This window comes from Terriglobales bacterium (assembly GCA_035567895.1).
GTDB lineage: Bacteria > Acidobacteriota > Terriglobia > Terriglobales > Acidobacteriaceae > Gp1-AA112.
Genome location: DATMPC010000057.1, coordinates 1 through 5,146, shown reverse-complemented (window position 1 = coordinate 5,146; position 5,146 = coordinate 1). Strand labels below are relative to the sequence as shown.

The following is a 5,146-nucleotide window of genomic DNA, read 5'->3' as shown; positions in this document are numbered from 1 at the left end:
TCTCCGGCCCGAGCATCTTTTGGGCGGCAGGAGGTTCCGCAATAGCGCCCATTTTTGATGGCGGCCGCCGTCGGGCCAACTTGGATCAAGCTATAGCAGCCTACGATCAAACAGTCGCCAACTATCGTGAAACAGTCCTGAGCGGTTTTCAACAAGTCGAAGATAACGTCGCCGCGTTGCGCATCCTGGAGAACGAAGCTCAAGTTCAGGAACAAGCAGTCACTGCAGCGCGGAAGTACCTGGAACTTGCCAACACACGTTACGTAGGTGGCGTCACGAGCTACCTGGAAGTCACAACCGCTCAAAGTGCGGCTCTCTCCGATGAAGTCACCGCGGTGAGCATTCTCGGCCGCCGCATGGTAGACGCGGTGACGTTGGTTCAAGCGCTCGGTGGTGGCTGGAATAGCTCCGAGTTGCCGAAGCGCCCTGAATGCTGCGGCAAACTCACGACGAGCTCAAAGTGATTTTTCACCCTGCGCTTGATTGGTGGGCGCGTTCCTTTGGCAAGAAGTCCGCGACCACCAAAATCACGTCGTGGTCCGGCAAGCGGCACCATCCGGAACGCCAAATGATTCCACCGAACATACGCGTCTGAGTTGTCTGCAAGTCGGGATTTTAACCAAGCGGGCAGCGAGCTTGAGCGAGAAAGGTGAATTATAAAAATTCAGAACCTTAAGAGGGCAAAACTATGACGAAAATAAAACTAGTGGGTTGCGTTTTGATATTCATTGGGATCGCCGGCTTAGCGGCGTATTCGCGGGAGAAGGGAGATGACTACGTCTCCCCGTCTGAAGCTGGTCCGAGGGGCAACGCGCCCAAGATGGAGGTTCAACTGTTAAACCCTGGTGAACCGACGAAACAATATGCGGTCATCTTCTACCAGGGAGATGAAGCTTTTTCCGGACTGTTGGAGTTCGCTGAGAAGTATCGCGTCACGAGTGCACATTTCACCGCTATCGGAGCGCTGAATGGAGCAACGCTGGGATGGTTCGACCCTCAACGCAAAATGTACAAGAAGATTCCCATCCACGGTCAGCACGAAGTAATTGGGATGAGCGGCGATATCGCGCTCTATCAAGGAAAGCCCGTAGTTCATACCCACATGGTGGTGGGGAGTCCGGATGGAAGAACGCAAGGCGGACATGTTCTCGAGGCTTACGTGGCGCCGACGCTAGAAGTAATGGTTACTGAGGACCCAGTAACGATGCAAAAGAGGTTTGATCCAGCAACGGATCTGACGTTGATTGATCCAGCTATGAAGTAGCGTCGCAAAACAAGTCTGAATGGAGGAAGGTAACCATGAGTGAAGTAAGCGTAATTGCAAGATCCGTGGCACGCAGAGGAAGCGAAAGCCAACTCAGGGAGCTCCTGTGGGGCATGTTAGCTCCCACCCGCGCCGAATCGGGATGCAAATTGTATCAACTCTACGAGTCAGATTCGGAGGGGCGCTTTTATTTTTGTGAAATATGGGAGAGTCAAACTGCTCTTGATCAGCACGCAGCAAGTCCTCACTTTAAGCACTTGGAGCAAACTGTGGGGGGACTAGTGCAGGAGCCGTTCGAGGTGAATATCTTGGAGATGGTATTGACTGGCGCCTCCGCAGCGTGAAATTCGCAGGCTACAAAAATCGAATCCCCGAGGCGCTGTTTCCATGCCCGGCGGGCCTCGTCATCGCCACCAAGGGAGGCTCGAACCGTCCCGGCCCGAATCAGTGGACCCACGACGCCACTTTGAATGCCGACGTGCGGTTAACTGGAGAATCCAGATCCCTTCTAGGCGTAGTCAATCGTTGATGCCGCGGATTGGAGAGCCATGAGTACTAGCGTAATGAAAGCATTGCGTTTTGCTGAGTTTGGACCGCCGTCCTTACTGCGAATCGCAGAGGTCACGATTCCAGAGCCGGGCGACGGGGAAGCAATCGTTCACGTGATTGCTGCGGCGATCAACCCCAGCGACGTCGCGAACGTCTCGGGACGCTTCAAGAACACGACTTTGCCGCAAATCCCAGGCCGGGATTTTGCCGGCGTTGTTGTAACGGGGAAGCAGCACGAAGGCGAAGAAGTCTGGGGCAGCTCCCCGAATCTCGGTACCGCGCGCGATGGATCTCACGCGGAATACGTCGTTGTCCCTGTAGGGACGGTGTCGCTAAAACCGAAGTCGTTGAGTATGGCGCAGGCTGCGGCGATCGGAGTTCCGTTCGTTACGGCTTGGGCATCTGTTGTGAATGCAGCTCAAATTCAACCTGACGAGAGCATTCTCATCGTCGGCGCCGCGGGTGCGGTGGGGCAAGCAGCCACACAGATCGCAAACTGCAAGCGGGCGCGTTATTGGCGCAGATACTACATCCGATCCGATTCCGGGTACGGAGTCTGTCGTCAATACCAAGACCGAAGATCCTCGTGAGAGGGTCCTGGAAATGACGGCGGGAAGAGGAGTCGATGCTGTCTTCGACAACGTGGGTGGCCCAATGTTCGAGCCAGCGTTGCGATCCCTCAGAGTTGGGGGGCGACGAGTGGCAATCTCAAGCAAGGGAGGCCCGCGCGTCGCTTTCAACCTCATCGACTTCTATCATAATTTCTCCCGGCTGCTCGGGGTAGACAGTTACGGCTTGACTTCGCAACAGGTAGTGGAAATCGAGAACGAGCTCTGCCCGGGTTTTGAAACGGGAGTCTTAAGGCCGCCACCGATTGAAATTGTTCCATTTGCAAAAGGTGTGGACGTATACAACCGGGTGGCTGTCGGACAGGCGAAAGCGAAGCAGGTGCTCAGTTTCGATTGGGGCATGAACAGAAAGGAAATTCCGAACATACCAAGAGTTACTGAAGGGAGTCATATATCGGCCGTGCAAGAGTTCGAATTGAGAAAGGCCTCGCCCGGCGGTAGGCTAGGCGATTCAAGTGACGTGACACCGTTCGGCTAGACGGCAGTCGCGATCCAATCCAACGATCGCAGGTGGAAGGGGAGGAGTGTATGAAAACGTCACACAGTTCAGACGTAATCCAAGGGGACGAGCAATGCCGAGATGGGCACTATCGCGCCAAGCAAGAGCTGCGCACGAAGACTCGGACCAGCACAGGCGCAGATCCTGTCGTGGAACTCAATCCGAACGACTCGACTTCCCAGCAAGCGCAAAACCCAACGGATTTGGGCAAGCTCAGGATTGGACGTGCCTCGGAGGAGGCTGCCGGCATTCCTGCCATCTGGAATACCATGCTCTACGGAATTGGCGAAATGGGACCAGTTCGATCGACCGAAGCTTTTTTGAAAATCAACCAAGTAACTGGGTTCGACTGCCAGAGCTGCGCATGGCCAAGTCCTGACAAGAAACGGAAGATTTTTGAGTTTTGCGAGAACGGCGCCAAGGCGGTCTCCGATGAGTCAACAAAGAAGCGCGTCGAGGCGGACTTCTTTGCGCAGTATTCCATAGCAGATCTGGCCGCAAAATCCGATTACTGGCTGAATCAGCAGGGGCGTCTGACTTCGCCAATGGTACGGCACGCGAACGCAACGCACTATCAGCCGATCACATGGTCAGACGCGTTTGCGATGATCGCTCAAGAGCTGAACGGCCTGGATTCGCCCAACCAAGCCAGCTTCTACACCTCTGGCAAGACGACCAATGAGCCTGCCTTTCTTCTGCAATTATTCGCGCGGCAGTTCGGAACCAACAATCTGCCGGATTGCTCGAACATGTGCCACGAGTCGTCGGGAGTTGCGATGGTTGAGACGCTCGGCGTTGGCAAGGGCACAGCCACGCTGGAAGATATGGAGAGCACCGAGCTCATCTTCATCTTTGGAAACAATCCTGGGACAAACCACCCGCGAATGTTAACATCGCTTCAGAAGGCCAAGGACCGCGGGGCAAAGATCATCGCGGTCAACCCCTTACCTGAAGTAAGCCTGATGAGGGTAACGAATCCAAACCCCCAGGATTATTCGAATCCTTTTGAACTGCCCTTTGCACTGCTTGGGAATGGCCACGCCCTTGCCGATCTGTATCTCCCCGTGCGCGTCAATGGAGATGTAGCGACAATCAAAGGCATTCTAAAGGATCTGTTCGAGCGCGAGCGTGCGGGACACGTCTCGCAAATTGACCGTGATTTTATTCAAACGTTCACCGAAGGCTTCGAAGCACTCCTGGCCGATGTAGAAACCACAAGCTGGGAAGAGATTGAGGAAAATAGCGGGCTGAGTCGAAATCAGCTGCATGTGGCCGCCGATATGTACGCGGCCTCAAAGAAGACCATAATCGCGTGGTGCCTGGGCGTTACGCAGCAACGCAACGGCGTCGACAATGTTTCGATGATCGTGAATCTTCTGCTCGTTGGCGGTCACATAGGACGCGCGGGGGCAGGCACTGTGTGTGTACGTGGACACTCAAATGTCCAGGGTGACCGTACAATGGGTGTGTGGGAGCGGCCGCCAAAAGCATTTTTGGATGTCCTAGGGAAAGAGTTCAACTTTGAACCGCCCCGAAAGTCAGGGTACGACACCGTCGAGACGTTGCACGCGATGTTCGACGGAGACGTCAAGGTCTTTTTTGCGATCAGCGGAAATTTTATTTCGAACACGCCTGACACGGTCTACAGCGCTCACGCTATGCAGCGCTGCAAGCTTACCGTTCACGTTTCCACCAAACTAAATCGCTCTCATCTGATTACAGGGGAGAGAGCACTGATCCTGCCTTGCCTGGGGCGGACGGAGGAAGACATACAAAAGACCGGCAAGCAGTTCCTGACGATCGAGGATTCCATGGGTATTATCAATCCGTCCGAAGGCTTCTTTCGGCCCGCTTCACCCGAACTGATGAGCGATGTAGCGATCGTTGCGAATCTGGCGCATGCTACTTTGGGGTCTCGAACGACCACAAATTGGCTGGGCTTTGCGGCGGACTACAACTTGATCCGTGATGCGATTTCCAAGGTGATTCCGGGATTCGAGAACTTCAATGCACGACTTGCTAAGGAACAATTCTTCTATCTGCCGAATGCAGCGAAGCACCGCATCTTCAAAACGAGCTCCGGCAAGGCGAAGCTAAGCGTTTGCCCGATCCCAAAGCATGACCTGAAGCATGACGAATTTCTTTTAACAACGATTCGCAGCCACGATCAGTTCAATTCCACGATCTATGGACTCAACGACCGCT

5 protein-coding genes are annotated in these 5,146 nt (G+C 54.4%); all 5 read left to right on the top strand.

Annotation, left to right across the window (positions count from 1 at the left end; genetic code table 11):
• Nucleotides 1-464 (top strand): TolC family protein (locus VNX88_10990; GenBank protein ID HWY69186.1); only part of this gene is annotated, 464 nt, incomplete at its 5' end.
• A 224-nt stretch (nt 465-688) separates the two neighbouring features.
• A complete protein-coding gene (locus tag VNX88_10985) occupies nt 689-1,264 on the top strand; it encodes a PPC domain-containing DNA-binding protein (protein ID HWY69185.1) in 576 nt (191 codons plus the stop codon).
• Nucleotides 1,265-1,812: 548 nt separating this feature from the next.
• Complete coding sequence (locus tag VNX88_10980) at nt 1,813-2,403, top strand: alcohol dehydrogenase catalytic domain-containing protein (protein ID HWY69184.1); 591 nt, start codon at nt 1,813-1,815, stop codon at nt 2,401-2,403.
• Nucleotides 2,404-2,416: 13 nt separating this feature from the next.
• Nucleotides 2,417-2,920, top strand: coding sequence for a zinc-binding dehydrogenase (locus tag VNX88_10975; GenBank protein ID HWY69183.1), 504 nt, complete (start codon nt 2,417-2,419; stop codon nt 2,918-2,920).
• Between the two features lie 50 nt (nt 2,921-2,970).
• The coding region (locus tag VNX88_10970) for an FdhF/YdeP family oxidoreductase (GenBank protein ID HWY69182.1) at nt 2,971-5,146 on the top strand (2,176 nt) is incomplete at its 3' end.